The sequence below is a fragment of the Streptomyces sp. NPDC052721 genome (genome assembly GCF_040678315.1).
GTDB lineage: Bacteria > Actinomycetota > Actinomycetes > Streptomycetales > Streptomycetaceae > Streptomyces.
Genome location: NZ_JBFATL010000053.1, coordinates 1 through 25,617, shown reverse-complemented (window position 1 = coordinate 25,617; position 25,617 = coordinate 1). Strand labels below are relative to the sequence as shown.

General features: G+C 72.3%; 26 protein-coding genes and 1 pseudogene. 15 read left to right on the top strand and 12 right to left on the bottom strand.

Annotated features, from left to right (window positions below):
• Positions 1-382: 382 nt before the first annotated feature.
• Positions 383-1,378, bottom strand: a pseudogene (locus AB0L21_RS34810) (GNAT family N-acetyltransferase); the annotation flags it as partial.
• Between the two features lie 140 nt (positions 1,379-1,518).
• Between AB0L21_RS34810 and fdxA the strand changes: the two are divergent.
• Positions 1,519-1,839: a ferredoxin gene (fdxA, locus tag AB0L21_RS34805; RefSeq protein ID WP_014674796.1), complete on the top strand. Its 321-nt coding sequence runs from the start codon at positions 1,519-1,521 to the stop codon at positions 1,837-1,839.
• Between the two features lie 123 nt (positions 1,840-1,962).
• Complete coding sequence (locus tag AB0L21_RS34800; protein WP_365706757.1) at positions 1,963-3,060, top strand: bifunctional succinyldiaminopimelate transaminase/glutamate-prephenate aminotransferase; 1,098 nt, start codon at positions 1,963-1,965, stop codon at positions 3,058-3,060.
• Between the two features lie 105 nt (positions 3,061-3,165).
• On the opposite strand, the gene AB0L21_RS34795 is transcribed toward AB0L21_RS34800, so the two are convergent.
• Complete coding sequence (locus tag AB0L21_RS34795; RefSeq protein WP_365706759.1) at positions 3,166-3,618, bottom strand: ATP-binding protein; 453 nt, start codon at positions 3,616-3,618, stop codon at positions 3,166-3,168.
• A 285-nt stretch (positions 3,619-3,903) separates the two neighbouring features.
• Positions 3,904-4,917: a heavy metal transporter gene (locus AB0L21_RS34790; protein WP_365788241.1), complete on the bottom strand. Its 1,014-nt coding sequence runs from the start codon at positions 4,915-4,917 to the stop codon at positions 3,904-3,906.
• A gap of 105 nt (positions 4,918-5,022) precedes the next feature.
• Here AB0L21_RS34790 and dapE point away from each other — a divergent pair, with 105 nt between their 5' ends.
• Together dapE and AB0L21_RS34780 are read left to right on the top strand one after the other, a co-directional pair.
• On the top strand, positions 5,023-6,102 hold the full coding sequence (gene dapE, locus AB0L21_RS34785) for a succinyl-diaminopimelate desuccinylase (RefSeq protein WP_365788240.1): 1,080 nt from the start codon (positions 5,023-5,025) through the stop codon (positions 6,100-6,102).
• Between the two features lie 106 nt (positions 6,103-6,208).
• On the top strand, positions 6,209-6,967 hold the full coding sequence (locus AB0L21_RS34780) for a TIGR00730 family Rossman fold protein (protein ID WP_365706765.1): 759 nt from the start codon (positions 6,209-6,211) through the stop codon (positions 6,965-6,967).
• 17 nt (positions 6,968-6,984) lie between these two features.
• On the opposite strand, the gene folP is transcribed toward AB0L21_RS34780, so the two are convergent.
• Positions 6,985-7,845 (bottom strand): dihydropteroate synthase, encoded by an 861-nt coding sequence (gene folP, locus AB0L21_RS34775; protein ID WP_365706767.1) that lies wholly within the window; start codon positions 7,843-7,845, stop codon positions 6,985-6,987.
• A 139-nt stretch (positions 7,846-7,984) separates the two neighbouring features.
• On the opposite strand from folP, the gene AB0L21_RS34770 reads away from it, so the two are divergent.
• Positions 7,985-8,350 carry a DivIVA domain-containing protein gene (locus AB0L21_RS34770; protein ID WP_365706769.1) on the top strand — a complete coding sequence of 122 codons (366 nt, stop codon included), beginning with the start codon at positions 7,985-7,987 and terminating at the stop codon, positions 8,348-8,350.
• Complete coding sequence (locus tag AB0L21_RS34765) at positions 8,347-8,934, top strand: DNA-3-methyladenine glycosylase I (RefSeq protein ID WP_365706771.1); 588 nt, start codon at positions 8,347-8,349, stop codon at positions 8,932-8,934. Before AB0L21_RS34770 ends, AB0L21_RS34765 begins: the two co-directional genes overlap by 4 nt.
• A 1-nt stretch (position 8,935) precedes the next feature.
• Here the strand turns inward: AB0L21_RS34765 and AB0L21_RS34760 are convergent, their stop codons facing one another.
• Complete coding sequence (locus AB0L21_RS34760; RefSeq protein ID WP_365788239.1) at positions 8,936-9,739, bottom strand: enoyl-CoA hydratase-related protein; 804 nt, start codon at positions 9,737-9,739, stop codon at positions 8,936-8,938.
• Between the two features lie 386 nt (positions 9,740-10,125).
• On the opposite strand from AB0L21_RS34760, the gene AB0L21_RS34755 reads away from it, so the two are divergent.
• Positions 10,126-10,293 (top strand): DUF3117 domain-containing protein, encoded by a 168-nt coding sequence (locus AB0L21_RS34755; RefSeq protein WP_018544333.1) that lies wholly within the window; start codon positions 10,126-10,128, stop codon positions 10,291-10,293.
• Positions 10,294-10,377: 84 nt separating this feature from the next.
• Here the strand turns inward: AB0L21_RS34755 and AB0L21_RS34750 are convergent, their stop codons facing one another.
• Positions 10,378-11,076: an O-methyltransferase gene (locus tag AB0L21_RS34750; RefSeq protein WP_103817595.1), complete on the bottom strand. Its 699-nt coding sequence runs from the start codon at positions 11,074-11,076 to the stop codon at positions 10,378-10,380.
• Between the two features lie 234 nt (positions 11,077-11,310).
• Here AB0L21_RS34750 and sigE point away from each other — a divergent pair, with 234 nt between their 5' ends.
• From sigE to AB0L21_RS34725, 5 genes are all read left to right on the top strand, one after another.
• Positions 11,311-12,027, top strand: a complete 717-nt coding sequence (gene sigE, locus AB0L21_RS34745; RefSeq protein WP_365706775.1) for an RNA polymerase sigma factor SigE — start codon at positions 11,311-11,313, stop codon at positions 12,025-12,027.
• The gene (locus AB0L21_RS34740; protein ID WP_365788238.1) at positions 12,024-13,097 is read left to right on the top strand and encodes a zf-HC2 domain-containing protein; all 1,074 of its coding nucleotides are present in this window, start codon (positions 12,024-12,026) and stop codon (positions 13,095-13,097) included. Before sigE ends, AB0L21_RS34740 begins: the two co-directional genes overlap by 4 nt.
• 320 nt (positions 13,098-13,417) lie before the next feature.
• A complete protein-coding gene (locus tag AB0L21_RS34735; RefSeq protein ID WP_365788254.1) occupies positions 13,418-14,977 on the top strand; it encodes a trypsin-like peptidase domain-containing protein in 1,560 nt (519 codons plus the stop codon).
• Positions 14,978-15,061: 84 nt separating this feature from the next.
• The gene (locus tag AB0L21_RS34730; RefSeq protein ID WP_365788237.1) at positions 15,062-15,523 is read left to right on the top strand and encodes a sec-independent translocase; all 462 of its coding nucleotides are present in this window, start codon (positions 15,062-15,064) and stop codon (positions 15,521-15,523) included.
• A 246-nt stretch (positions 15,524-15,769) separates the two neighbouring features.
• A complete protein-coding gene (locus tag AB0L21_RS34725) occupies positions 15,770-16,435 on the top strand; it encodes a hypothetical protein (protein WP_365788236.1) in 666 nt (221 codons plus the stop codon).
• Positions 16,436-16,615: 180 nt separating this feature from the next.
• On the opposite strand, the gene AB0L21_RS34720 is transcribed toward AB0L21_RS34725, so the two are convergent.
• The 3 genes from AB0L21_RS34720 to AB0L21_RS34710 are packed head-to-tail and all read right to left on the bottom strand — an operon-like array spanning position 16,616 to position 19,698.
• Positions 16,616-17,749 (bottom strand): Mrp/NBP35 family ATP-binding protein, encoded by a 1,134-nt coding sequence (locus tag AB0L21_RS34720; protein WP_365706785.1) that lies wholly within the window; start codon positions 17,747-17,749, stop codon positions 16,616-16,618.
• A gap of 43 nt (positions 17,750-17,792) precedes the next feature.
• Complete coding sequence (locus tag AB0L21_RS34715) at positions 17,793-18,407, bottom strand: DUF1003 domain-containing protein (protein WP_365706787.1); 615 nt, start codon at positions 18,405-18,407, stop codon at positions 17,793-17,795.
• On the bottom strand, positions 18,397-19,698 hold the full coding sequence (locus tag AB0L21_RS34710) for a CBS domain-containing protein (RefSeq protein WP_365706789.1): 1,302 nt from the start codon (positions 19,696-19,698) through the stop codon (positions 18,397-18,399). Before AB0L21_RS34710 ends, AB0L21_RS34715 begins: the two co-directional genes overlap by 11 nt.
• A gap of 238 nt (positions 19,699-19,936) precedes the next feature.
• Between AB0L21_RS34710 and AB0L21_RS34705 the strand changes: the two genes are divergently transcribed.
• Complete coding sequence (locus tag AB0L21_RS34705; protein ID WP_365706854.1) at positions 19,937-20,671, top strand: hypothetical protein; 735 nt, start codon at positions 19,937-19,939, stop codon at positions 20,669-20,671.
• Between the two features lie 43 nt (positions 20,672-20,714).
• Here the strand turns inward: AB0L21_RS34705 and AB0L21_RS34700 are convergent, their stop codons facing one another.
• Both AB0L21_RS34700 and AB0L21_RS34695 read right to left on the bottom strand, forming a co-directional pair.
• Positions 20,715-21,230, bottom strand: a complete 516-nt coding sequence (locus AB0L21_RS34700; protein ID WP_365706791.1) for a hypothetical protein — start codon at positions 21,228-21,230, stop codon at positions 20,715-20,717.
• A gap of 33 nt (positions 21,231-21,263) precedes the next feature.
• Positions 21,264-22,388: a magnesium and cobalt transport protein CorA gene (locus AB0L21_RS34695; RefSeq protein WP_365706793.1), complete on the bottom strand. Its 1,125-nt coding sequence runs from the start codon at positions 22,386-22,388 to the stop codon at positions 21,264-21,266.
• Positions 22,389-22,847: 459 nt separating this feature from the next.
• Here AB0L21_RS34695 and AB0L21_RS34690 point away from each other — a divergent pair, with 459 nt between their 5' ends.
• Positions 22,848-23,432 carry a suppressor of fused domain protein gene (locus AB0L21_RS34690; RefSeq protein ID WP_365788235.1) on the top strand — a complete coding sequence of 195 codons (585 nt, stop codon included), beginning with the start codon at positions 22,848-22,850 and terminating at the stop codon, positions 23,430-23,432.
• Positions 23,433-23,484: 52 nt separating this feature from the next.
• Here the strand turns inward: AB0L21_RS34690 and AB0L21_RS34685 are convergent, their stop codons facing one another.
• Complete coding sequence (locus tag AB0L21_RS34685) at positions 23,485-24,708, bottom strand: MFS transporter (RefSeq protein ID WP_365788234.1); 1,224 nt, start codon at positions 24,706-24,708, stop codon at positions 23,485-23,487.
• A 170-nt stretch (positions 24,709-24,878) separates the two neighbouring features.
• Between AB0L21_RS34685 and AB0L21_RS34680 the strand changes: the two genes are divergently transcribed.
• The gene (locus tag AB0L21_RS34680; RefSeq protein ID WP_365706799.1) at positions 24,879-25,520 is read left to right on the top strand and encodes a DUF6758 family protein; all 642 of its coding nucleotides are present in this window, start codon (positions 24,879-24,881) and stop codon (positions 25,518-25,520) included.
• The last annotated feature ends 97 nt before the right edge of the window (positions 25,521-25,617 follow it).

Sequence of the window (25,617 nt, the reverse complement as noted above, 5' to 3'; positions counted from 1 at the left end):
TGCGGCCACTGGGCCTGTCGGGGGTGCTGTGTGCCCGGGCTGCGACGCTGGCTGCTTCGCCGACCGGGGTCAGGTCGCCGGGTGTGACGCTGCGGTGGGGCTGGTCGCCGGGCGCGTCACCCGCCTGGGCCAGGCCGTCGGGAGTGTTTCCTGCCCGGGACCGGTCGGCGGGCCGGCCGGTTGCCTCGGAGCGGGTGTCGGGGGTGCCCTCCGGCCGGAACCGGGTCTCGGTGGTGACTTCCGGCTGGGACCGGGGCTGGGGGCTGGCCTCCGGCCGGGACCTGGTTTCCGGGTTGCCCTCCGGCCGGGGGCGCGTCTCAGGTGTGTTCCCCGGCGACCGCCGGTCGGCGGAGGTGGGGGTCTGCTCCGGTCGGTCCTGCTCCTCGGGGGCCCGGTAATGGTGGTAGGCGTGGTGGGGGGCGAAGCCCAGGGTGCGGTAGAGGGCTCGGGCGGACTCGTTGTCCGTCTCGACCTGGAGCCAGGCCGCCGAGGCGCCCTCCTCCAGTGCGCGCCGGGCCAGCGCGGCCATGATCTCGGTGGCCAGCCCCTGCCGCCGCCGGCCGGGGTCCACCTCGACGGCGGCGAACCCGGCCCACCGCCCGTCCACGACACACCGCCCGATCGCAGCCGGCGGCTCGCCCTCCCCGGCGCCGGGCACGGAGGCGAACCACACCGACGGTCCGGACCCGAGCACCCGCAGCGCCACCTCGCTCACCCCCTTGCGCCGGTACCGCGCGAGCCACGCCTCGTCGGCCGACCGGGACAGCACCACCCCCGCGCCCGCGGCCCGGTCCGCGACCGGCGCCAGGGCCCCGGTCCACAGCTCGGCGGTCACCTCCCGCACCCACCCGCGCCGCTCCAGCTCCGCGCACAGCAGCTCCTGCGTGCCCTCGGCGCCGGTCGCTGTCTGCACGTAGGCGGGCAGGCCACGCTCGCCGTACCAGCGTCGTACGGCCTCCAGGGCCGCGTCGAGCGGAAGTCCGGGGTCCCCCAGCGGCAGCACACTGTTGGCGCGCCGGGTGAACCCGCCGGCCGCCCGCAGCTCCCACTCACCCAGCCGCTCGCTCTCCACCGGCAGCCACGCCCGCGAGGAGACCCGCGCGAGTTCCGGGTACGTGGCGGCGGGCCCCCTGCGCCGCGCCGGCGCGGCGGGCACGACCTTCCCGGCGACCAGCGCGGATTGCGGGATCCGGACACGTTCGCCGTCCCGGCGTGTGATCATGAGCACGCCGCTGTCCCATGATGTGAGAACACCCACCGTGTCGGTGAACTTCTCCCCTCCGGCACCGGGTTCGCCCAACCGCCGTACAGAGACCCGTTTCCCCACGTCAGCAGGGGTGATTCGGACCTCCAGGCGTCCTTTCGCCGAGATTTCCACTGGTCAGTTCACCCCTCCTGTTCGGATCATGCTCCGGAACGGAGATACTAGGGGCGGGCATCGACGACGCCGCGCTCCCGCGCGCCAGGCGGCGGAGCCTGAGGAGGCCCGCCAGCGCCCTATCGAGGAGGAACGACAGCGTGACCTACGTCATCGCGCAGCCTTGTGTCGACGTCAAGGACAAGGCGTGCATCGAGGAGTGCCCGGTCGACTGCATCTACGAGGGCCAGCGGTCCTTGTACATCCACCCGGACGAATGCGTCGACTGTGGTGCCTGTGAGCCGGTCTGCCCGGTCGAGGCGATCTTCTACGAGGACGACGTCCCGGAGGAGTGGAAGGACTACTACAAGGCGAACGTCGAGTTCTTCGACGAGCTGGGCTCGCCCGGCGGCGCCAGCAAGCTGGGGCTGATCGAGCGCGACCACCCCTTCGTCGCCGCGCTGCCGCCGCAGGGCGAGTGACCGTCTGAGCGCCAAGCGGCCGCCATACCGCGCCGCCTCGGTCCCGTACGGCCCGATCACCCTGATCACCGCCGCACGGGACCGAGGCGTTTGCCGCACCGTACGAAAGTGAGCCTGATTCCCGTGTCCGCAGTCTCCGACCGGCTTCCCACCTTCCCCTGGGACAAGCTGGAGCCGTACAAGAAGACGGCCGCGGCCCACCCGGACGGCATCGTCGACCTCTCCGTCGGCACCCCGGTCGACCCGGTCCCCGAGCTGGTCCAGAAGGCCCTGATCGACGCGGCCGACTCCCCGGGCTACCCGACCGTCTGGGGCACCCCCGCCCTGCGCGACGCGATCACCGGCTGGCTGGAGCGCCGCCTGGGCGCCCGCGGGGTCACCCACCGCCACGTCCTGCCGGTCGTCGGCTCCAAGGAGCTGGTGGCGTGGCTGCCGACCCAGCTCGGCCTCGGCCCCGGCGACAAGGTCGCCCACCCGCGCCTCGCCTACCCCACGTACGAGGTCGGCGCCCGCCTGGCCCGCGCCGAGTACGAGGTCTACGACGACCCGCGCGACCTGGACCCGGCCCGCCTGAAGCTGCTCTGGCTGAACTCGCCGTCCAACCCCACGGGCAAGGTCCTCTCCCGGCAGGAGCTGACGGACATCGTCGCCTGGGCCCGCGCCCACGACGTCCTCGTCTTCTCCGACGAGTGCTACCTGGAGCTGGGCTGGGAGGCCGATCCGGTTTCGGTCCTGCACCCGGACGTCAACGGCGGCTCCTACGACGGCATCGTCGCCGTCCACTCCCTCTCCAAGCGCTCCAACCTGGCGGGCTACCGCGCGGCCTTCGTCGCCGGCGACCCGGCCGTCCTGGGCCCTCTCCTGGAGATCCGCAAGCACGGCGGCATGATGACCTCCGCACCGACGCAGGCGGCGGTCGTGGCCGCGCTCGGCGACGACACCCACGTCCACGAGCAGCGTGAGCGCTACGCCGCCCGCCGAGAGGCCCTCCGCGCGGCGCTCCTCGCCAACGGCTTCCGCATCGAACACAGCGAGGCGAGCCTCTACCTCTGGGCCACCCGCGACGAGTCCTGCTGGACCACGGTCGCCCACCTGGCCGACCGGGGCGTCCTGGTGGCCCCGGGCGACTTCTACGGCGAGGCGGGGAAGAACCACGTCCGCGTGGCGTTCACGGCGACGGACGAACGAGTACGGGCAGCGGTGTCCCGCCTGACCGCATAGCCCGCCCCGCCGGTGAGCGCGGCCCGGCCCCTGCCGACGTGGACGAGAAAGCCGACGGGGCCCAGGAAGGTGACCTGGGCCCCGTCGGCGTTCAGAGCCGGCCGCTCAGCCGCCCAGCGGCGACCCCTTGACCGGCAGAGAGGACGTCGGCAGCCCACCCTTGGTGAGGGAATCCGTCGGCAGCCCACCCTTCGTCGCACCGGAGGCCGCGTCCCCCAGGACACCGCCCGCCGTCCCGGCCACGTCGCCCGCGGCCTTCTGCGCCGCCGGCGCCGCCTTCTTCACGGCGCCGCCGCCGGCCTTGCCCGCGGTCGGCACCGCCTGCTCGACCGCCTTGCCGCCCGTGTGGCCCGCGACCGTGGTGACGCTCCGCGCGGCACCGTCGGCGGTGTTGCCGACCTGCGCGCCGTCCAGGGCGGTCAGACCGCCCAGGTTGGGGGTGGCCGCCGGCAGATTCGTGGCCGCTCCGGCGGAGCCGGCCGCACCGACCCCGGCAGCCGCTCCCGCTGCGACGAGCAGCGCGGCACGGGCGATCCGGCGGGTCAGGGGGAGGGACATGATGCTCCATTCGACGGGAGAGAACGGTGTCTGTGTCCAAGCCCGTCTACGGCTCGGACGCCGTGATTACCGCTCGAAGCCCGCGAAGGTTGCGGACACACCAGGTAAAGAATGGATAACGCATCGCATTATCAGGTGTGGATAAAAACGGGCAAAGAACGTCCGCCGAGTAGCGTGCAGAATCCTTCCCGCCCTTGATTTCCAAGGGTTCCGGAGACGGTACGCGCCCCACCCGGACCGCCGTACGGCCCGGCGCCGCACAACCCGCCGGAGTGATCGTCCGTACTACTGTCCGGCCACGATCCGCACCGAGCCCACGGACGTCTCCACGGACTTCCCCTCAGAGCTCTGCGCGCCCCCGGCCCCGTCGGGCTCGGCCGTCCGCCACTCGCCGCCGCTCCCCGCGGTCCACACCCGGCCCGCGTACGACACCCGCTCGATGTGCAGCGCCGAGGAGTTGGCCACCGCCCACTGCGCCAGCTGCCAGCCCCGCTCCCGCTCGCCACGCCCGGTCGCGTCCGTCTTCGCACCCTCCGGCACCGGAACCGTCACCGTCCGCCCGTGCGCGGTCGCGGTCACGCTCGGCGACGGGGACGGCGACGGCACGGGCGTCCCGCCCACCACCGCGCCGGTCTCCTGGAGCGCGTCCCGCCCGAAGTCCCGTACCAGCGCGGCCCGCACCGCGTCGGGACCGGTCGCCGAGGTCGTGCGCTGCGGGCGTCCGTCGCAGGTCAGCGTGGCCGCCGCCCGCCCGGTCAGGGCCGCCGCCAGCAGCGTGGCGTCCTGCTCGTGCTTGGCGTACGCCTCCGGGTAGCCGCTGCGCTGCACCCGCTGCGCGGCCACCGTCAGCGGCAGGTCGGTGTAGTCCGGCACCCTGGCCAGGTGCGCGTAGAAGATGCCCGCCGCGTAGGCCGGGTCCATGATCTGCCGCTCGGTGCCCCAGCCCTGCGAGGGCCGCTGCTGGAACAGGCCCAGCGAGTCCCGGTCGCCGTGCCCGATGTTCCGCAGCCCCGACTCCTGCAGGGCGGTCGCCAGCGCGATCGTCACGGCCCGCTCGGGCATCCCGCGTCCGGTGCCGACGGCGGCGATCGTCGCCGCGTTCGCCGCCTGCTCGGGCGTGAACTCGTACGACGCCCCGTCGTCCGAGGCCGAGACCACCGTGCAGCCGCGCGGACCGCCGCCTCCGGTGACGTACTGCACCACGAGGTACGCGGCGACGCCGCACAGGACCAACAGGGCTGCGGAGAAACGGAAGAGGCGCCCGCGGCGCTCGGGACGGGTGGGGGACGGCTCTGACACGCGTACAAGGTACTGGAGCCCCCCGGGACCCTTACGCGGGGTCGGCGAGTCCCCGCCGTCCTTCGCGCCCCGGGCCCCGGCGGGCGGCGCGCTAGGGTCGTGACCATGGCCGACACCTCGCTTGACCTCACGCTGGACGCCGCCGCGCTCACCGCGCAGCTCGTGGACTTCCCCTCCGAGAGCGGCACCGAGAAGCCGCTCGCGGACGCCATCGAGGCCGCGCTGCGCGCCCTGCCGCACCTGACGGTGGACCGTTACGGCAACAACGTGATCGCGCGGACGGACCTGGGCCGCGCCGAGCGCGTCATCCTGGCCGGGCACATCGACACCGTGCCGATCGCCGGCAACGTGCCCTCGCGGCTCGACGCGGACGGGGTGCTGTGGGGCTGCGGCACGTGTGACATGAAGTCGGGCGTGGCGGTGCAGCTGCGCATCGCGGCCACCGTCCCCGCTTCCAACCGCGACCTGACCTTCGTCTTCTACGACAACGAGGAGGTCGCCGCCGACCTCAACGGCCTGAAGCACGTCGCCGAGGCCCACCCGGAGTGGCTGGCGGGCGATTTCGCGGTCCTGCTGGAGCCCTCCGACGGTGAGGTGGAGGGCGGCTGCCAGGGCACGCTGCGGGTGCTGCTCAGGACGAAGGGCGAGCGGGCCCACTCGGCGCGCGGCTGGATGGGCTCCAACGCCATCCACGCGGCGGCCCCCGTCCTGGCCCGGCTGGCCTCCTACGAGGCGCGCCGGCCGGTCATCGACGGGCTGGAGTACCGCGAGGGCCTGAACGCGGTGCGGATCAGCGGGGGAGTGGCCGGGAACGTCATCCCGGACGAGTGCGTGGTCACGGTCAACTTCCGGTACGCCCCCGACCGCACCGAGCAGGAGGCCATCGCGCACGTCCACGAGGTGTTCGCGGACTGCGGGGTGGAGGAGTTCGTGGTGGACGACCACAGCCCCGGCGCGCTGCCCGGCCTCTCCCAGCCGGCCGCCGCGGCCTTCATCGAGGCGGTGGGCGGCACCCCCCGGCCCAAGTACGGCTGGACGGACGTGTCCCGCTTCTCCGCGCTCGGCATTCCCGCGGTCAACTACGGCCCCGGCAACCCGCACTTGGCGCACAAGCGGGACGAGCGCGTGGAGACCGCGAAGATCCTGGCCGGTGAGGAACGGCTGCGGACCTGGCTCACCGCGTAGCCCGTGCGGGACGCGCCGCTGCACGCCGGACACGCTCAGGTCCCCGCGCCGTAACCCGCGTAGATCTACTCTGAGATCGAACTACCGGCAAGCGGAGGGAGCGCACATGCCTACCGGCAATCCCGAGGGGAAGAAGCAGCCGCCGGACGAGCAGCGGCTCGGACCGGTCCTCCGACGGCGGGGCCAGGTGACGGCCAGCACCACCGACCAGCGGCTGCTGGACGAGCGCGCCCCCACGGACTGGGTCCACACCGACCCCTGGCGGGTCCTGCGGATCCAGTCGGAGTTCATCGAGGGCTTCGGCACGCTCGCCGAACTCCCGCCCGCCATCAGCGTCTTCGGCTCGGCGCGGACCCCGGTGGACTCGGCGGAGTACGACGCGGGCGTGCGGCTCGGCCGGGGGCTGGTGGAGGCCGGCTGGGCGGTCATCACGGGCGGCGGTCCGGGAGCGATGGAGGCGGCCAACAAGGGCGCGTGCGAGGCGGGCGGCATCTCGGTCGGCCTCGGTATCGAACTTCCCTTCGAACAGGGGCTCAATCCCTACGTCGACATCGGCCTGAACTTCCGCTACTTCTTCGTCCGCAAGATGATGTTCGTGAAGTACGCGCAGGGCTTCGTGGTCCTCCCCGGCGGCCTCGGCACCCTCGACGAACTCTTCGAGGCCCTGACCCTGGTCCAGACCCAGAAGGTCACCCGGTTCCCGATCGTCCTGTTCGGCAGCGAGTACTGGGGCGGCCTGGTGTCCTGGCTGAAGAACACCCTGGTGGCCCAGGGCAAGGCATCGGAGAAGGACCTCCTCCTGTTCCACGTGACGGACGAGGTGGACGAGGCGGTGGCCCTGGTGTCCAAGGAGGCGGCCCGCTAGCGCGGGGCTCCGACCCGTCAGGCCAGACCCCGCCGGGCGACCGCAGGGGGACGGTGGCCGGCGATGGACGCCACCATCTCCAGCACCTGACGGGTCTCGGCCACCTCGTGCACCCGGTACACCTGCGCCCCCAGCCACGCGGAGACGGCGGTCGTCGCCAACGTACCGATCAGCCGTTCCTTCACCGGCCGGTCCAGCGTCTCCCCGACGAAATCCTTGTTGGACAGCGACACCAGCACCGGCCACCCCGTGGCCACCATCTCGTCCAGCCGTCGCGTCGCCTCCAGGCTGTGCCGTGTGTTCTTCCCGAAATCGTGCCCGGGATCGATCAGCACCGACTCGCGCGGCACACCGAGCGCGACCGCCCGCTCGGCCAGCCCGACGGTCACGTCCAGGACGTCGGCCATGACGTCGTCGTACGTGACCCGGTGGGGACGCGTCCGCGGCTCCACGCCCCCGGCGTGCGTGCACACCAGCCCCACCCCGTACCGCGCGGCGACCTCCGCGAGCCCCGGGTCGACCCCGCCCCACGCGTCGTTCAGCAGATCCGCGCCGGCCTCGCACACGGCCTCGCCGACCTCGGCCCGCCAGGTGTCCACGCTGATGACCACATCGGGGAACCGGCGCCGTACCTCCGCGACGAAACCGACCGTCCGGCGCACCTCCTCCTGAGCCGTGACCTCTTCCCCGGGCCCGGCCTTGACCCCGCCGATGTCGATGATCGCGGCGCCCTCGGCCACCGCCTGCTCCACACGTGCCAGGGCCGGCTCGTCGCGGAAGGTGGCTCCTCGGTCGTAGAAGGAATCCGGCGTCCGGTTCACGATCGCCATGATCACCGGCTCGTGCGGCCCGAATTCCCGCCTGCCCAGCCTGAGCATCCGCTGTGACCTCTCCTAGTACGTTCCGCAGTACGGCCGCCTGCGACCCTAACTGTCAGACTCGCATGGCACGATCGGACCCTGACAGATTCAGCTTCCGGCACAGCGTCCGGTAACGAGCGTGGGGACCCCTAAGGCGATGGTGATGTTCTTGTTCCTGGTCGTCGCGCTGGCCGTCGTGGTCGCCGCGGTGACACTGGCCGTGGTGGGCGGCGGGGAGAGCGCCCCGCTGCCCGAGGTGGCGCCCGAGCGGCTCCAGGACCCCCTCCCCGCGGACCGCCCGGTGGGCCGCGCGGACGTGGAGAGCCTGCGCTTCCCTCTCGCCCCGCGCGGCTACCGCATGGCCGACGTCGACGACGCGCTCGGCCGGCTCGCCGCGGAACTGGCGGAGCGGGACGCCCGTATCGCCGGCCTGGAGTCCGCGCTGGCCGGCGCAAGAGCCGCCGCCGCGCACGTGCACCACGCGCAGCCGGACAAGAGCGAGGGCCCGGAGGAGCAGCGATGACCACCGGAGCGGCCGTCCCCGGGCCGGACGGCGGCCTGCGCTGCCCCTGGGCCCTGTCCACCGTCGACTACGTGTCGTACCACGACGAGGAGTGGGGCCGCCCGGTCCACGGCGACGACGCCCTCTTCGAGCGGCTCAGCCTGGAGGCCTTCCAGTCGGGCCTGTCCTGGATCACGATCCTGCGCCGCCGCCCGGGCTTCCGCGCGGCCTTCGCCGGCTTCCGCATCGAGAAGGTCGCCGCCTTCACCGAGACCGACCGCGACCGCCTGCTCGCCGACCCCGGCATCATCCGCAACCGGGCCAAGATCGACGCCACCCTCGCCAACGCCCGTGTACTGGCCGGCTGGCCGGAGGGCGAGCTGGAGGAGGTGATCTGGTCCCACGCCCCCGACCCGACGACCCGCCCGGCCCCGAAGACCCTCGCGGACGTCCCGGCGGTGACTGAGGAGTCGACGGCCCTCTCCAAGGCCCTGAAGAAGCGGGGGCTCCGATTCGTGGGTCCGACGACGGCGTACGCGCTGATGCAGGCGTGCGGCCTGGTCAACGATCACTTGGAAGCCTGCGTGGCCAGAAGCGCCCCGTGAGCTACCGCCCCAGGTACTTCGGCTTCTCCTTGTTCACAAACGCCTGCACGGCGATCGCGTGGTCCTCGGACTGCCCCGCCCGGGTCTGCAGCTCGTCCTCCTTCTCCAGCGTCTCGGCGAGCGAGTGCGTCAGCCCGAAGGCAACCGCCTCCTTGATCGCCGCGTACGCCACCGTCGGCCCCGAGGCCAGCGCCCGCGCCACCTTCTCGGCCTCCGCGCACAGCTCGGCCAAGGGGACGACCCGGTTGGCGATGCCCAGCTCCAGCGCGTCCTGTGCGCCGATGCCGCGCGGGAAGAGCAGCAGGTCGGCGGCGCGGCTCGGGCCGATCACCCGGGGCAGCGTCCAGGAGATCCCGGAGTCGGCGGTGAGGGCCACCCCGGCGAACGAGGTGTTGAAGGAGGCGCTGTCGGCCACCAGCCGGTAGTCCGCGGCGAGCGCGAAGCCGAACCCGGCCCCCGCCGCCACGCCGTTCACCGCCGCGACCACCGGCTTCGGCGCCCCGGCGAGCGCCCGCACGATCGGGTTGTAGTGCTCCTTGACCGTGGTCATCGTCTGCCCGGACCCGGTCTCCCGGTCCCTGGCCAGCAGCCCGATGTGCTCCTTGAGGTCCTGGCCCACGCAGAACGCCCGGTCCCCGGCGGCGGTCAGCAGGATCGCCCGTACGGCCGTGTCGCCGGCCGCCGATTCCGCCGCCTCGCGGAGGGCGACCTTGGTCGCGATGTTCAGCGCGTTCATCGCCTCCGGGCGGTTCAGCGTGATCGTCGCGAGTCCGTCGCTCACCTCGTAGAGCACGGTGTCGGCCATGGCGCATCCCCTCCGGTTCGCGGCTGGTGACGTACCGCTCAGTACGTCCCTGTCTGAGGACAGCATGGCGGAGATCGCGGGCCAAGGGCCGGACCGGACGTGTGACCTGCGTCAAAGAAAACCGGAGCGGAAGCGGGCGGCGGATCTTCGTGCGGGGGCGCAGTATCGCAGCCACATCGCCGAATTGGGTGGTTTTGCTCGCGCGCGTTGCCCAAGCGATGCCGACCGATGTTGGTCATCGGGTCCTGCGATGCGGGATAATGGCTTGGAAGCAATGTGTTCGATGCCGGTGTCGCGTGTCCGTTTCGGATTGTCCGTTTCGGATGGCGGGGTGCCCCGTGGGGCCGTCGGCAGACGATGAGCTGGTTTCAGGAAGGGGAACGAGCATGGCGGCCATGAAGCCGCGGACGGGTGATGGCCCGCTCGAGGTGACCAAGGAGGGGCGGGGCATCGTCATGCGCGTTCCGCTCGAAGGCGGCGGTCGACTCGTCGTCGAGCTGACCCCTGACGAGGCCGAGGCGCTCGGCGACGCCCTCAAGAAGGTCGTCGTCTGACGCCCCAGCGATCAGTCCTTCCGGCTGCCCCGGCATCGTACGCGGTGCCGGGGCAGCCGCGTTCCTCCACCCCCACCCGCGCCTTCAGCGTTTGACGGCGCACAGCAGGCCGTCGCCCACCGGCAGCAGCGACGGGACCAGCTCCTGGCTCTCCCGCACGGTGCGCAGCAGCTCGCGCAGCCGCAGCACCTCGGTCGGCTGCGGCCCGGAGTCGACCGTACGGCCGTTGGCGAACACGCCCTCGAAGACCACCAGGCCGCCCGGCCGCAGCAGACGCAACGATTCAGCGAGGTAGTCCGGGTACTCCAGGCGGTCCCCGTCGCAGAAGACGAGGTCGTAGCCGGCGTCCGCCAGACGCGGGAGCACGTCCAGCGCGCGGCCGGGGATGAACCGGGCCCGGTTGCTGGCGAAGCCGCACACGCGGAAGGCCTGCCGGGCGAACTGCTGGTGCTCCGGCTCCGGATCCACCGTGGTGAGCACCCCGTCCGGCCGCATCCCGTGCAGCAGATGGATTCCCGACACCCCGCAGCCCGTGCCGATCTCCGCGACCGCCTTCGCGTCCACGGAGGCGGCGAGCAGTCGCAGCGCGGCGCCCGTGCTGGGCGACACCGAGCGCAGCCCTGCCTCGCGGGCCCGGTCGCGGGCCCAGCGCAGCGCTTCGTCCTCGGCGACAAAGGCGTCGGCGAACGCCCAGCTCGTCTGCCGGTTGCCGGTAATGACCCTCTCCTGTCCCCGTGGTTGCCTGGGCGTGACTGTATCCGTTGGCGGCGGGAACCCGCAGATGGGACCGGGCGTTTACAGGGATGAGCCGGTGACCGGGGACGCGACGGGGGGCGAGAGGTGGATCAGGACGCCGAGCAACTGCTGCCGCAGGCGCATGAGCCGTATCAGCGTGTATCAAATTCTCGTAAAACCGCTTATCCGGAGCTAACGGGCGAGGTGGCTATGGTAGGGGCTCCACTGGACACCACCAGAGCCGACAGGGGAGGTGCGGCTGCGCCCGGGGATCGGGGTGGAGTGCTGCGGCGCTTCCTCGGGTCGGCGGGCAGGCCGAAATCCGTGACCGACACCGCTGCCGACAGCCACGCCGCCGGTCCCGCCGCAGGCGAGACCCAGACCGCGACCTTCGCCACCGACGCGGACGGGCAGGCGTGGACTCCGCCCGCGTGGGAGGAGATCGTCAGCACGCACAGCGGCCGGGTCTACCGACTCGCCTACCGCCTGACGGGCAACCAGCACGACGCCGAGGACCTCACCCAGGAGGTCTTCGTCCGTGTCTTCCGTTCCCTGTCGACGTACTCGCCGGGCACCTTCGAGGGCTGGCTGCACCGCATCACCACGAACCTCTTCCTGGACATGGTCCGGCGCAAGCAGCGCATCCGCTTCGACGCCCTCGGCGAGGACGCGGCCGAGCGCCTGGCCAGCCGCGAGCCCACCCCGCAGCAGCTCTTCAACGACGCCCACTTCGACGCCGACGTCCAGCAGGCCCTCGACACCCTCGCGCCCGAGTTCCGCGCCGCCGTCGTCCTGTGCGACATCGAAGGACTGTCGTACGAGGAGATCGCCGCGACCCTCGGCGTGAAGCTCGGCACGGTCCGCTCCCGCATCCACCGCGGCCGGTCCCAGCTCCGCAAGGCCCTCGCGCACCGCTCCCCGGAGGCCCGCGCGGCCGAGCGGCGCTCCTTCCTGGCCCCCCGTGTCCCCGCTCTGGGGGGAGGGGGCGCGACCGCGTGAGTGGATCTCGGCCGAAACCTGTCGAGGAGGCGCGCCTCGCAGAGCAGCACCTGGGAGACCGGCTCTCCGCCCTCGTGGACGGAGAGCTCGGTCATGAGACGCGTGAGCGCGTCCTCGCGCACCTGGCCACCTGTGCCCGGTGCAAGGCGGAGGCGGACGCCCAGCGCGCGCTGAAGAACGTGTTCGCGGAGGCCGCCCCGCCCCCGCCCTCGGCGAGCTTCCTGGCCCGCCTCCAGGGCCTCCCCGGGGGAGGTGACCTGGACGGCGGCGGTACGCCGTCGCCCGGGGGCGGATTCCTCGGCCACGGCCCCGCCCCGGGACCCACCGGCGCCTCCGGGCCGTTCGGAGTGAGGCGCGGCGAGCGCCTCCCGTTCGGGTACGTCCCCGCCCGCGCACCCGGCTTCCTCCCGGCCCGCGCGGACCGTGCCGTCGCACCCGAGGACCGCGGCTTCCGCATCCATCCCGTCGGGCGCCCGGACGACGGACGCTCCGCCTCGCGCGGGCTGCGGTTCGCGTTCGCCGCCGCCGGCGCGGTGTCGCTGGCCGCGGTCGCTCTCGGCGGCGTCACCACCACCCTCCCCGGCGACCTGACCACGGACGCCCGCGGCGGCTCCGGCACCGGCAGCAATGTGACCCCGGCCCGCTCGGCCGGAACCGGCGCGGGCGGAGGCGCGGCCACGCCGGACAGCCAGCGCCGCCGCCCGGTGGGACCACTGCTCGCCCAGGGCGGTGCGCTGCTCGGACCGGCCCCGGCGGCGCCGACCACCCTGGCCGCGCCGCTCATGCCCGGCGTGCCGTCCCCCGCCGCCGGGCAGGACCGGACAGAGCCGGTGCGCTCCGTGACCGCGCCGATGCTGGTCGGTGTGGCCGCCGTCTCCCCGCTGATACGCCCGCTCGACGAGACCGTGGCCCTGCCGCTCGCCGACTGGTCCACCACCCCCGGAGTCGCCGGCTCCGGCCTGCTGTCCGCCCCCGTCCCCGACACCACCCCCGCTGCCCCCGCTGCCTCGGCCCCTCCTGTCGCTCCGGCTTCCCCGGCCGCTCCTGCCGTGCCCCACCAGTCGCCCTGACCGGCCACTGCGCCCCTGCCCGCGAACCTGGTTGAATCCAGTGAGACCGCTCCCGCGGCGACGACCCGGGGCGGTGGACGACGTTCCATGGCCGCGGCAGCGCGCGGTCGCGGCCCAGCCGTGGGGAGAGCATGAACGAGGGGAACCGTGTCCGGTCGGCGGACGGATCGGAGGGGGCGGCGAAGGTGACACCGGCCGACCGGATCCGAGCCGCCGAGGCTGCCGCACCGGAAGCCACCGGATCGGACGGCGACTTCGAGCTGGCCAAGCCGACGCGGCGTCCGGCCGACGCGGACGGAGGGCAGACGCACGGGGAAGGTATGGGCGCAGACACCGGGGGAGATGCCTCGGGAGGCGCCGTAGCGACCGGGGAGACCACCTGGGCGGCTTCCGCGGAGCGGCCCAAGCCGCTGCACGACCCCGACCCGTACGGCACCCCGCCGTACGGCGAACCCGGTCCCTGGGCGCCCGCACCGCCGGTGCAGCATCCGGCGGCGACCCCGGCACACGGGACGGCCGTATCCGCGCCGGCGGCTCCACCGATGGCCGCGCCCACGGCGCCCGTGCCTTCCGCGCCCGCGCCGCAGGTACCCGGCCCCGCACCGGCGCCGACCGCCTCCGTCCCTCCGGGCACCGCCCCCGCACCACAGGCCGCCGACCCCTGGAGCCGCTACGACCCCTGGGCCGCCGGTTCCGCCGAGGAGCAGGCGCCGGCCCGGGGGCCACTGCAGCAGACCGGTGCGGGCGTGCCGACGGAGCAGCAGCGCAAGAAGAGCGCGCGGCGGATCCTGTTCGCGTGGACCCTGGTCGTCGCCCTGTTCTCCGCGGGCGTCGGCGGAGTCGTCGGCGCCTATGTCCAGCGCGAGGGCCTCGGCGACGACGTACGGCTGCCGCAGGCCGGGAGCGTGCCGGCCGGCCGGGCGCCGGACAGTGTGGCCGGGATCGCCGCCCGCGCCCTGCCCAGCGTGGTCACGCTGCACGTCCGAGGGGCCGACGAGGCGGGTACCGGCACCGGCTTCGTGCTCGACACCGAGGGGCACATCCTCACCAACAACCACGTGGTCGAGCCCGCCGGGACGGGCGGCGAGATATCCGTGACGTTCAGCAGCGGCGACACCGTCAAGGCCGAGGTCGTCGGCCGGGACAGCGGCTACGACCTCGCCGTGGTCCAGGTGCACGGCGTCCACGGACTCACCCCGCTGCCCCTCGGCAACTCCGACAACGTCAAGGTCGGCGACCCGGTCGTCGCCATCGGCGCCCCCTTCGACCTCGCCAACACGGTCACCTCCGGCATCATCAGCGCCAAGGAACGGCCGATCACCGCCGGTGGGGAGACGAGCGACGGCAGCGATGTGTCGTACGTCGACGCCCTCCAGACCGACGCCCCCATCAACCCGGGCAACTCCGGCGGTCCGCTGCTCGACTCCCGGGCCCAGGTCATCGGCATCAACTCCGCCATCCGCTCCGCAGGCAGCGGCTCCGACGCCGACGGCGGCCAGGCCGGGTCCATCGGCCTCGGCTTCGCCATACCCGTCAACCAGGCCAAGCGCGTCGCCGAGGAACTGATCAACGACGGCCGCGCCACGCACCCGGTGATCGGCGTCACCCTCGACATGGGATTCACCGGTGACGGCGCCCGTATCGACAGCAAGAGCGCGAGCGGCGGTCCCGCCGTCACCCGGAGCGGCCCCGGCGAGCGGGCCGGGCTCAAGGCGGGCGACGTCATCACCGAGGTCGGGGGTGAGCGCGTCCACACCGGTGAGGAGCTGATCGTCAAGATCCGCGCCCATCGGCCGGGGGACCGGCTGCGGCTGACGGTCGAGCGTGACGGTACCGAGCGGGAGGTGTCACTCGTGCTGGGCGCGTCGGAGCGGAACTGACACAAGTCTCACCTCGGGACGGTACCGGTCGGACAGGAACGCCGGGTACCGTTGAGCGACCGAGGACATCGCAAGGAGCGTCAGGTGTTCAATGACATAGGACCACTGGAGCTGGTGACGATCATCGTGCTCGCCGTGCTCGTCTTCGGTCCGGACAAGCTCCCGAAGGTCATCCAGGACGTGATGCGCACGATCCGGAAGATCCGCGAGTTCTCGGAGAGTGCGAAGCAGGACATCCGTAACGAACTGGGTCCCGAGTTCAAGGACTTCGAGTTCGAGGATCTCAACCCCAAGACGTTCATCCGCAAGCAGCTGGACAACGACGAGCTGGGGCTCAAGGAGATCCGCAACGGCTTCGACCTGAAGAAGGAGATGGCGGAGGTCACGGACGCGGTCCACGGCCGTGACGGTTCGTCCCCCTCGTCTTCCTCCTCGGCCTCTTCCTCGTCGTCCGCGCCGTCCTCCGGCGGACGCGTCGACATGACCAAGAAGCCGGAGACGCCCGGGGACGACGAGCGCCCGCCCTTCGACGCGGACGCCACGTAAGCGCGTCCGCCGGGCGCTCCTCCCCGCCGACACGCGGACGCACGCCGCGCACGTGACGCGTTTCATAACGCGCACCCCTCGTACACCACCTGGACTGGCCGTTCGCGCGACCCACGCATCCAGCGCCTGCCCTGCTGCCTTCACCGGTGTGGATATGCTGCCGAGTTGTTGTGCGGACCGGACGCGTACGCCCGAATGGGGGGCGGGCCACCCCGGTCCGACGAGAGCGAGGAGGCGTCCGGGCAGATGGAGACGACGAGTCGGGTGGGCGCGCAGGTGCCGGCCGCGGAGGGCGGACAGCAACTCCCCTCCGCCCGGCGTACGGTCGACGGTTACCTGCGGGCGCCCTTCCCGTGGTACGGGCTCGACGAGGCGTTCACGGGGCCGCGCTGGCTGATGCAGGTCGGCACGGCCGCCGACGGCGCCGTCGAGCACGGTTCGATCGGGCACGGCGACGAGCCCTCGGTGCGGGGTGAGACCGCCTCCGCCGGCGAGCCCCGGGAGAAGTTCGCGGTCGTGGTCACCGTCGCCGCGCAGCCGTCCCGGCGGAGCGCCGACGGCACGGGGCTGCTGGAGGCGACGTCGGTGTCCTCGGCGGCGTGGCTGGCCGGGGTGGGGCTGCTGTCGTTCACCTGGCCCGGGCAGATGGACCACAGCCTGCGGGACGACTGGCTGGACCAGCAGACGGAAACGGCGTGGGCCCTGGCCGACGACCTGGAGGGCCCGGAGTGGTCCCGGCTCTCCCTGCCCGTCGACGGGGTGTCCGCCTCGTTCCACTACCGGGAGTCCGAGTACGGCTGGGTGCTGGCCGGCACCACGGAGGCGGGGGTCCACCTGGGCGCGTACGGGCGGGGGATGAGCGCGTACGGGCTGGGCTTCGCCGCGATCAAGGACATCGCCGCCTACGCCTGACGGGCCGGGCCCGGCGTGCCCGCGGTGACCAGCCACTGATGCGGCCGGCGCGGCTCGCTTTCCCACTGGCGCGTCCCGGTCCCTGCCGGGGCGCGCGGACGACCGGGACGGCCGTCGAGCGCGCCGGGTACGACGCAGGGGCGCCGTCCGTGAAGACGGCGCCCCTGCGTCGTGGCAGACCTAGAACTTGTTCTTCGGCGTGATCCCCAGCGACAGCCCCGCAAGCCCCCGCTGCCGCCCGCCCAGCTTGCCGGCGATCGCGCGCAGCGCGGAACCCGCCGGGGAGTCCGGGTCGGTCAGCACGACCGGCTTGCCCTCGTCGCCGCCCTCGCGGAGGCGGACGTCGATCGGGATGTTGCCGAGGACGGGAACGGAAGCGCCCGTGGTGCGGGTGAGGCCGTCGGCGACCAGCTGGCCGCCGCCCGTGCCGAAGACGTCGACCATCTCGCCGCAGTGCGGGCAGGGCAGGCCGGACATGTTCTCGACCACGCCGACGATCTTCTGGTGGGTCTGTACGGCGATGGAGCCGGCCCGTTCGGCCACCTCGGCCGCCGCCTGCTGCGGGGTCGTCACGACCAGGATCTCGGCGTTCGGGACCAGCTGTGCGACGGAGATCGCGATGTCGCCGGTGCCGGGCGGGAGGTCCAGCAGCAGGACGTCCAGGTCGCCCCAGTAGACGTCCGCGAGGAACTGCTGCAGGGCGCGGTGCAGCATCGGGCCGCGCCACACGACCGGCGCGTTGCCCGGCGTGAACATGCCGATGGAGATGACCTTCACGCCGTTCGCGGACGGCGGCATGATCATGTTCTCGACCTGGGTGGGCCGGCCGTCGGCGCCCAGCATGCGCGGCACGCTGTGGCCGTAGATGTCCGCGTCGACGACGCCGACCTTCAGGCCGTCGGCGGCCATCGCCGCCGCCAGGTTCACCGTCACCGAGGACTTGCCGACGCCGCCCTTGCCGGACGCGACCGCGTAGACCCGGGTGAGGTTGCCCGGCTTGGCGAAGGGGACCTCGCGCTCGGCCTGGCCGCCGCGCAGGGCCGCCGCCAGCTCCTTGCGCTGCTCGTCGCTCATCACGTCCAGGGTGACGTCGACGCGGGTGACGCCCTCGACCCGGGACACCGCCTCGGTGACGCGCTGCGTGATGGTGTCGCGCATCGGGCAGCCGGACACCGTCAGGTACACGGTGACCGCGACCGCTCCGTCCGCGCCGATGTCCACCGACTTGACCATCCCGAGTTCGGTGATCGGGCGGTTGATCTCGGGGTCGTTCACCGTCGCCAGTGCCTCGCGCACCGCGTCTTCCGTAGCCATAAGGACGATGGTACGGCGCGCCGAGGGGCGTCCGGGATGCCCCTCAGCGGTCGTCTGTGTCACGTCCCGGCGGTAGTTCTGCCCGTTCCGCCGGGAATACGACGTGACCTGGGTGCCCGTCGTGGCGGCGGCGCTCCTCCAGCTCCTTGACCAGGTCCTGGAGCTCCGAGCGGATCCAGTCACGGGTGGCCACCTCGCCCAGGCCCGTGCGCAGGGCGGCGACCTCCCGGGTCAGGTACTCGGTGTCGGCGATGGACCGCTCGTTCTGCTTGCGGTCCTGTTCCAGGTTGACCCGGTCGCGGTCGTCCTGCCTGTTCTGCGCGAGAAGGATCAGCGGGGCCGCGTAGGACGCCTGCAGGGACAGCATCAGGGTCAGGAAGATGAACGGGTACTCGTCGAAGCGCAGATGGCGGGGCGCGGCGACGTTCCACACCACCCACACGATGATGACGACCGTCATCCAGACGATGAAGCGCCCGGTGCCCAGGAACCGGGCGATCTTCTCCGACAGCCGGCCGAAGGCCTCCGGGTCCCACTCGGGCAGGATCCGGCGGCGCGGCGCGCGCGGCTGGTCCAGCCGGATGGTCCGGGGCCGGCCGGCGGCCGTGGCGCCCACCGGATGCCGCTCGCGGGTCGCGGTCTCGCGCTCAGGAGCCATGCGTGGCCGCCCCCTCTCCTTGATCGAGTCCCTCTTCGAGGTGGAACTCCGTCTCCCGCCAGTCCTCGGGCAGCATGTGGTCCAGTACGTCGTCCACGGTCACCGCGCCGAGCAGCGACCCGGACTCGTCCACCACGGGCGCCGCCACCATGTCGTACGTAGCGAAGAACCCGGCGATGATCGGCAGGGACGCGTCCGGGGACAGCGGCTGCAGATCGTCGTCCACGAGCGAGCTGACCAGCGTGTACGGCGGGTCGCGCAGCAGCCGCTGGAAGTGGACGGTGCCCAGGTACTTGCCGGTGGGTGTCTCGTCGGGCGGGCGGCAGACGTAGACCTGGGCGGCGAGGGCGGGGGACAGGTCCGGGTTGCGGACCCGGGCGAGCGCGTCGGCGACGGTGGCGTCGGGCCGCAGCACGATCGGCTCCGTCGTCATCAGACCGCCGGCCGTGTGCTCCTCGTACGACATCAGGCGGCGCATCTCGGCCGCGTCGGCGGGCTGCATCAGGCTCAGCAGCCGCTCCTTGTCCGCCTCGGGCAGTTCGGCGAGCAGGTCGGCCGCGTCGTCCGGGTCCATCGCCTCCAGCACGTCCGCCGCGCGCTCCTCCTTCAGCTTGCCGAGGATCTCGATCTGGTCGTCCTCCGGCAGCTCTTCGAGCACGTCGGCGAGGCGGTCGTCGTCCAGGGCGGCGGCGACCTCGGCCCGCCGTTTCGGGGAGAGGTGGTGCAGGACGTTGGCGAGGTCGGCGGGGCGCAGCTGCTCGAAGGTGGCGAGCAGGCTCTCGGCGCCCTGCCCGTGCTCCTCCAGGGAGAACCCGGTGACGGCGGACCACTCGGCGGTCAGCGTCTCCCCCTTGGCCCGCCGGAAGGCGCCGCCCTTGCGCCCCTTGCGCAGGAAGACGCGGTCGACCTCCCAGTCCCGGCGGGCGGGCAGCTGCTGCACGGACACGTCGAGGACGGTGACCTCCTCGCCGGTCTCCACCAGCGTCACGCGCCGGTCCAGCAGCTCGCCGAAGACCAGCCGCTCGGTGGGCCGCTGCTCGAAGCGGCGGACGTTGACCACGCCGGTGGTGATGACCTGGCCGGACTCGATGCCGGTGACCCGGGTCATGGGCAGGAAGATACGGCGCCGGGTGGACAGCTCGACGACCAGCCCGAGGACGCGCGGGGGACGTCGCCCGACGCGCAGCATGACGACCAGATCGCGGACGCGACCCACCTGGTCGCCGGTCGGATCGAAGACGGGAACCCCGGCGAGATGCGAGACGAAGATCCGGGGGGCGCCGGCTGCCATGGCTCTGCTTCCTTTGCCTGGGAATCGCTGGGAGTCTGCGGGGGAGTCGCTGAGGACTGCTGTGGGTGGAATTTGCTCGGTTTTGCCCGCACGGGTGCGCTTCAGGCTAGCCCGTACCGCTCGGATACGCCCTGGTGGGGGGTCCGGACGGACTGGCTCCGCCGGGCGGGCAGCGCACCGGTACGCTGCGGTACGCCGCTCAGGAACCGTCAGAAAGGCGACCTCACCTGTGACTGCGATGCCCCGGGTCCGTACCCGCCGGACCGCGCTGCTGACCGGGACCTGCGCACTGGCCGTGACGGGAGCGATGGCGCTGTCGGGGTGCGGCGGCGACGATCCGGACGCGGGCACCAACGGCGTGGGCAAGCTGCCCGCCGGCAGGATCCAGGCGAAGACGCGGGCGGCGGCGGAGGCGGCGTCGGCCGTACGGCTGGCCGGGACCGTGGTCGTCGGTGGCCGTACGTACCGGCTGGACATGCGGCTCAAGGACGCGGGCGGCACCGGGTCGGTGACCTCGCAGGGGGCGACCTTCAAGCTGCTGCGGGTCGGCAAGGAGCTGTACCTCAAGGCCGACGCGGACTTCTGGAACCACGCCGACGGCAACGACGGCGCCGCGGGCAAGCTGGACGGCAAGTACGTGAAGGTGCCGCAGGGGGATCCCTCGTACAAGAAGTTCAGCGGTTTCACGGACAAGGACGTCCTCCTCGACGGTCTGCTCACGCTGCACGGCACGCTGGCGACGGACGGCCACCACACCGACGGGGCGGGTACCCGCACGATCCGCATCACCGGCGACAAGGGCTCCGGCGGCACGCTGGACGTGTCCCTCCAGGGCACGCCCTATCCCCTGCGCCTGGTCCGCGCCGGCGACGCGGGGACGCTCCGCTTCTCCGACTGGGGCAAGAACTTCACCGTCGAGGAACCGGCCAGGTCGGAAACGGTGGACTACGGCAGACAGCTGCCGACGTCCTAGGGGAGGGCTGACGCCGTAGGACGGTTGCCGCAGGTGCGGCCGGTCACTTCCTCTTCCGGCGTTTGAGCAACAGTTTCGGCAGGCCCGCCGGTGCCGGTCTGCGGGTGGTCGCCGGGGTCGGGACCGGGCGTTCCGCCAGGTTGCCGTCCGGCAGCGGGGCCACTGACCCCGTCGGTGTCAGGCGGAGCACCCGGCACTCGCGGGCCCAGCGGGCCGGCATCCGCTCGGCGTCGGGGGCGTTCAGCCGCTTGCCCTTCAGCTCGGCGACGGCGGCCTCCCACTCCGGTGAGCCCGACGGCAGCTCGGACACGGTCACCGCGAACGTCACCAGCCGGCCGCCCTTGTCCTTGCTGCGCACGCTCACCTCGGCGGAGCCCGCGTCGGCCAGCCCTTCCAGCGGCTGCTCACCGGGCCCGTCACCGACCACGCAGACCGCGCCCTCGTGCCACACGTGCCACAGCGCACGCGCGGCCGGCACCCCGGCGCCCCTGACCCAGATCAGGCCGGACTTCTTCGCGGCCTCCTCGATGAGGGCCCGGTCGAGCAGCTCGCTTGTCATGTGCCCCAGCCTAACCAGGCCGTACCGGCCCGCTCACAGCCAGCCGTTGCGCTTCAGCGTGCGGTGGATGCCCAGACACAGCGCGGCCGTGATGCCCATGATCACCGGGTAGCCGTACTTCCAGTGCAGCTCGGGCATGTACTGGAAGTTCATGCCGTACACCCCGCACACCATCGTCGGTACGGCGATGATGGCCGCCCACGCGGTGATCTTGCGCATGTCCTCGTTCTGCGCGACGGAGGCCTGCGCGAGGTTGGCCTGGAGGATGGAGTTGAGCAGTTCGTCGAAGCCCAGCACCTGCTCCTGGACCCGGGCGAGGTGGTCGGCGACGTCCCGGAAGTACTTCTGGATGTCCGGGTCGATCAGCCGCATCGGCCGCTCGCTCAGCAGCTGCATCGGCCGCAGCAGCGGCGCAACCGCCCGCTTGAACTCCAGTACCTCCCGCTTGAGCTGGTAGATCCGCGCCGAGTCCACACCGCGCGAGACCCCGCCCCGTCGGCCGGGTGAGAACACCTCGGTCTCCACCTCGTCGATGTCGTCCTGCACCGCGTCGGCGACCGCGATGTAGCCGTCCACGACATGGTCGGCGATGGCGTGCAGCACGGCGGAGGGGCCCTTGGCGAGCAGCTCGGGGTCGTCCTGGAGGCGGTGCCGCAGGGCGCGCAGCGAACCCTGGCCGCCGTGCCGGACGGTGATGAAGAAGTCCCGGCCGGTGAAGCACATCACCTCGCCGGTCTCCACGACCTCGCTGTTGGCGGTGAGCCGGTCGTGCTCGACGTAGTGGATGGTCTTGAAGACGGTGAACAGCGAGTCGTCGTACCGCTCCAGCTTCGGCCGCTGGTGCGCCTGCACCGCGTCCTCGACGGCCAGCGGGTGCAGTCCGAACTCGCTCGCGATACCGGCGAATTCCGCCTCGGTCGGCTCGTGCAGCCCGATCCAGACGAAGCCGCCGTCGCGGCGCACCAGCCGCATGGCCTCCTGCGGGCTGAGCGGCCCCGGGCTCTGCACGCGGGCGCCGTCGCGGTAGACGGCGCAGTCGACGACGGCCGAGGGCGTGCCGGGGGCGCGCGTGGCGTCGTACGACGTGCTGGTGTCCTTGCGCAGCGAGACACGGGACGACGGGCGGACCACGGCGCGCAGGTCGCGGATCATCGACATGGGCAGGCTCCTTCGCGGGCGGGCAGCGAGGGCACGCGGCGACGGGTGGAACTACCCGGAATGGGGACGTCCTGAGTGCGTGTGTTTGGCACGTCCACAAAGCGGGGAGCACCGCACCGTCATGGTGGCGAGTTCGCTGCTGACGCAGAACTGATTCAGGTCAGACAGATCAGGCAAAGCGAAACGAAGTGCTCTTCCGAACGACGAAGCGCAAGGGAAGGCGGCGGCCAGCCGGTAACTACATCAGCAGCCGGAAGAGCGAGTGGTACTGCACGGTCGACTTCGATCCATGACAGCCCCACCTCCTCCGGCCGGTCCCTCGTAAGGGAGTCCCATCGGCGTCCGGACCCGATGGCACGCTTCGGCGTGCCGGGCCCCGAACCACCGGCTCAGAGTACCAGCCGCCCGTGCTGTCAAGGCGCCGCTTTGCCCGCTGGTGACGAGTTCTATGCTCAGCGCATGGCTGATGTTCTTCCTCTGGTCGAGGCCCGGTTGACCACCGCGCTGGGTGAACCGGACGCCCGCGCCGCGGTCACCTTCCTCGGCACGGACCGCATCGAGGTGTTCCGCTTCCAGGAGGGGGACGTCGTCCGGTACGCCACCCTCGGCATGTCCCAGCACCCCATGACGGATCCCGCGGCGATGCTCGCCGACCCGGTCAAGGGCCCCCGCGCCGAACTCGTGCTGTCGGTCCGCGCGGGCCTCGCCGACACCGACAAGGTGCTCCGCCCGCTCGCCGTGCTGGCCGCGACTCCGCAGGTGGAGGGCCTGGTGGTGACCCCGGGCGCCTCGCTCGACGTGGGCGAGCCGCTGTGGCCCGGCGCCCCCTTCACCTCCGTGCTGGTGGGCGAGCCCGGCGGGCTGGTTCAGGACCTGGAGCTGGACGCCCCGATGGACCCCGTACGGTTCCTGCCGCTGCTGCCGATGACCCCGAACGAGGCCGCCTGGAAGCGGGTGCACGGCGCCCAGGCCCTCCAGGAACGCTGGCTCGCGAACGGGACGGATCTGAGGGACCCCGCCCGCGGATCCGTCCCGCTGGACTGACCCGGCACCGGCCACCGAGTGACCGATCTCACCAACACAAGGCAGGATCCGGTCAGTTGGCGAAGACGCCGACCCCGTCCTCGGTGGCGTGCTGCGGCTCCCGCTCCTCGGCTCGGTGTGTCAGGGCCTGGCGCCGTACGACGACCACGAGCGCGCCCAGCACCGCCGTGACGGCCGCGACCACGAACGGGACGTGCGTGTCGGTCCACTCCTCGATCTTCGGCGCGAAGTAGGGCGCCGCCGCGGCGGCGAACCAGCGGACGAAGTTGTAGCCCGCGCTCGCCACCGGGCGCGGGGCGTCCGACACCCCGAGCGCCAGCTCGGTGTAGACGGTGTTGTTCACGCCGATGAAGGCGCCGGACAGGATCGTGCAGACGACGGCCGCGGTGTGACCGCCGTAGCCGAGCACGAGCACGTCCGCCGCCAGCAGCACCAGCGAGCCGCCGAGCACCTTCAGCGAGCCGAACCGGGCCTGCATGCGCGGGGCGACGATCACCGAGAAGACGGCGAGCAGCACACCCCAGGCGAAGAAGACCGCGCCCGAGCGGTACGGCGTCATGTTCAGCACGAACGGCGTGAAGGCCAGCACGGTGAAGAACGTGTAGTTGTAGAAGAACGCCGAGACCGCCGCCGAGGCCAGGCCGCCGTGGCCGAGCGCCTTGAGCGGGTCCAGGACCGAGGTCTTCCGGGCCGGCTTCGGCTGCTCCTTCAGGAACGCCGTGATGCACAGGAAGCCGATCGCCATCAGCGTGGCCGTGCCGAAGAAGGGGTAGCGCCAGCTGACGTTGCCGAGGACGGCGCCGAGCAGCGGGCCGCAGGCCATGCCGAGGCCGAGCGCGGACTCGTAGAGCAGGATCGCCGCCGCGCTGCCCCCGGCCGCCGCGCCGACGATCACCGCGAGGGCGGTGGAGACGAAGAGCGCGTTGCCGAGCCCCCAGCCGGCCCGGAACCCGACGAGCTGGCCGACCGAGCCGGAGGTGCCGGCCAGGCCCGCGAAGACGACCACGAAGGCGAGACCGAGCAGCAGGGTCCGGCGCCCGCCGATGCGGCTGGAGACGAAGCCGGTCAGCAGCATCGCGACGGCGGTGATCAGGAAGTACGAGGTGAAGAGCAGGGACACCTGGCTCGCGGTGGCGTGCAGGCCCTGCGCGATCGACGGCAGGATCGGGTCGACGAGGCCGATGCCCATGAAGGCGACGACGGAGGCGCCGGCCGTGGCCCAGACCGCCTTGGGCTGCCGCAGGAGGCCGCCGGCTCCCGCATCGAAGGGGTCCATGTGCTTCTCCCGTCCTCACATAGATAGTTGGGTTACGCACATAGTAAGTTAGCTCGGCTAATTAATGCAAAGTGCATCTATCATGGCCGGCGGGGCATCGGGACGGCTCTTCGGTCCGGACGGGTGATCGTCCTTGACGTGGGCGGGCAGGGGTAGGACCGTGGAGCCCTATGAGGGGCGAACCCAGTTGCCCGAGGTGCGGTGGCCGCGTCAGGGCTCCCGGACTCTTCGCCGATGCGTGGCAGTGCGATGCACACGGCACGGTGTATCCGCTGCAGCCCGTGATCCCGCCCAGCGTCGAGGCGCTCAACGTCGTGGTCCACCGCACGCAGGTGCCGGTGTGGATGCCGTGGCCGCTGCCGGTCGGCTGGCTGTTCACGGGTGTGGCGTACGCCGGCGACGACCGCAGCGGCGGCCGGGCGACCGCGGTCGCCTGCTCGGGACCCGGACCGCTCGGCGGCCCGGGTGAGCTGATCCTGATCGCCGAGGAGCTGGGCGTCGGCCTCGGCGCGCACTACGCCGGCATCGACGGCCCGGACCCGGGGTCGTACATGAACGTGGAGAAGCCCCCGGAGGCCAAGGTGCTGGCCGCGGGCCGCCCCACCCCGCTCTGGCACGTCTACCGCACCCCTGACGACCGCGCCGTCTTCGCCGGTGAGGCGCTCGGGATGTGGCTGTGGGCGGTGATGTGGCCCGAGCAGTCCGGTCTGCTGATGTACGACGAACTGGTGCTGACCGACTTGCGGGAGGCGGGGGCGGAGCTGGATCTGGTGCCCTGCGGAGCGTTGTCGCCGCGCTTGCTTCGGCCGTGACGCCTAAAGGGTGTTGCAGAAGGCTGGGTGGCGGCGTGTCGGGGTGATGGCTGACCTGCTGTTTCACCTTGCCATGGCGAGGTTGTGCATGGTGGCG

What these genes read in the sequence shown, in the direction of transcription:
- AB0L21_RS34795 (WP_365706759.1), bottom strand. Translation starts at nt 3,618, where the DNA reads ATGTCCCTCCCCCTGACCCGCCGGATCGCCCGTGCCGCGCTGCTCGTC.
- dapE (WP_365788240.1), top strand. Translation starts at nt 5,023, where the DNA reads ATGGCCGACACCTCGCTTGACCTCACGCTGGACGCCGCCGCGCTCACC.
- AB0L21_RS34780 (WP_365706765.1), top strand. Translation starts at nt 6,209, where the DNA reads ATGCCTACCGGCAATCCCGAGGGGAAGAAGCAGCCGCCGGACGAGCAG.
- folP (WP_365706767.1), bottom strand. Translation starts at nt 7,845, where the DNA reads ATGCTCAGGCTGGGCAGGCGGGAATTCGGGCCGCACGAGCCGGTGATC.
- AB0L21_RS34770 (WP_365706769.1), top strand. Translation starts at nt 7,985, where the DNA reads ATGGTGATGTTCTTGTTCCTGGTCGTCGCGCTGGCCGTCGTGGTCGCC.
- AB0L21_RS34765 (WP_365706771.1), top strand. Translation starts at nt 8,347, where the DNA reads ATGACCACCGGAGCGGCCGTCCCCGGGCCGGACGGCGGCCTGCGCTGC.
- AB0L21_RS34760 (WP_365788239.1), bottom strand. Translation starts at nt 9,739, where the DNA reads ATGGCCGACACCGTGCTCTACGAGGTGAGCGACGGACTCGCGACGATC.
- AB0L21_RS34755 (WP_018544333.1), top strand. Translation starts at nt 10,126, where the DNA reads ATGGCGGCCATGAAGCCGCGGACGGGTGATGGCCCGCTCGAGGTGACC.
- AB0L21_RS34735 (WP_365788254.1), top strand. Translation starts at nt 13,418, where the DNA reads ATGGGCGCAGACACCGGGGGAGATGCCTCGGGAGGCGCCGTAGCGACC.
- AB0L21_RS34725 (WP_365788236.1), top strand. Translation starts at nt 15,770, where the DNA reads ATGGAGACGACGAGTCGGGTGGGCGCGCAGGTGCCGGCCGCGGAGGGC.
- AB0L21_RS34720 (WP_365706785.1), bottom strand. Translation starts at nt 17,749, where the DNA reads ATGGCTACGGAAGACGCGGTGCGCGAGGCACTGGCGACGGTGAACGAC.
- AB0L21_RS34715 (WP_365706787.1), bottom strand. Translation starts at nt 18,407, where the DNA reads ATGGCTCCTGAGCGCGAGACCGCGACCCGCGAGCGGCATCCGGTGGGC.
- AB0L21_RS34710 (WP_365706789.1), bottom strand. Translation starts at nt 19,698, where the DNA reads ATGGCAGCCGGCGCCCCCCGGATCTTCGTCTCGCATCTCGCCGGGGTT.
- AB0L21_RS34705 (WP_365706854.1), top strand. Translation starts at nt 19,937, where the DNA reads ATGCCCCGGGTCCGTACCCGCCGGACCGCGCTGCTGACCGGGACCTGC.
- AB0L21_RS34700 (WP_365706791.1), bottom strand. Translation starts at nt 21,230, where the DNA reads ATGACAAGCGAGCTGCTCGACCGGGCCCTCATCGAGGAGGCCGCGAAG.
- AB0L21_RS34695 (WP_365706793.1), bottom strand. Translation starts at nt 22,388, where the DNA reads ATGTCGATGATCCGCGACCTGCGCGCCGTGGTCCGCCCGTCGTCCCGT.
- AB0L21_RS34690 (WP_365788235.1), top strand. Translation starts at nt 22,848, where the DNA reads ATGGCTGATGTTCTTCCTCTGGTCGAGGCCCGGTTGACCACCGCGCTG.
- AB0L21_RS34685 (WP_365788234.1), bottom strand. Translation starts at nt 24,708, where the DNA reads ATGGACCCCTTCGATGCGGGAGCCGGCGGCCTCCTGCGGCAGCCCAAG.
- AB0L21_RS34680 (WP_365706799.1), top strand. Translation starts at nt 24,879, where the DNA reads ATGAGGGGCGAACCCAGTTGCCCGAGGTGCGGTGGCCGCGTCAGGGCT.